This is a genomic window from Burkholderia sp. SIMBA_062 (genome assembly GCF_046534765.1).
Lineage (GTDB): Bacteria > Pseudomonadota > Gammaproteobacteria > Burkholderiales > Burkholderiaceae > Burkholderia > Burkholderia ambifaria.
The window spans coordinates 1-380 of record NZ_JAWRYD010000136.1 but is presented as its reverse complement, the minus strand read 5'-3'; the positions used below and the strand labels follow the sequence as shown (position 1 = coordinate 380).

1 protein-coding gene is annotated in these 380 nt (G+C 60.8%); it reads right to left on the bottom strand.

Annotated features, from left to right (window positions below; all coding sequences use genetic code 11):
- Positions 1–76: 76 nt before the first annotated feature.
- A partial coding sequence (locus tag SB786_RS35740; RefSeq protein WP_410731508.1) for a hypothetical protein occupies positions 77–380 on the bottom strand: 304 nt, incomplete at its 5' end.

The following is a 380-nucleotide window of genomic DNA, read 5'->3' as shown; positions in this document are numbered from 1 at the left end:
GCCCTTCGCCGACGGCTTTAGCCTTCCCGGCCACACCGTCCAACTACTACGGCCTCTGCTGACTTCTCGCTCCGGCTCAGCACCGTCGCCCTTTCAGGCACAAAGCGAGATCTCCCCAGGTAAGAACGCACTCCTTCATCGCACAACCGCTGCATTTACGCCGCTTCGCCTTGATCACGAGAGCTTCACGGTCTCTTGCCCGCTCGCCCTGCTCGGCAGCGCCTTCTATGCAGTTCTTGTCCATCGGCTCGCGATTTACGCTCCACGCTTCCTCCCCACACTCGGTCGCCCTCATGCAGTTGCGCTTCACTTCATTTGCCGTGATCAGCTTATGGCGGGACTTGCACCCGCAGGAGTGCGCCCATGCTGGGCGCACAAAA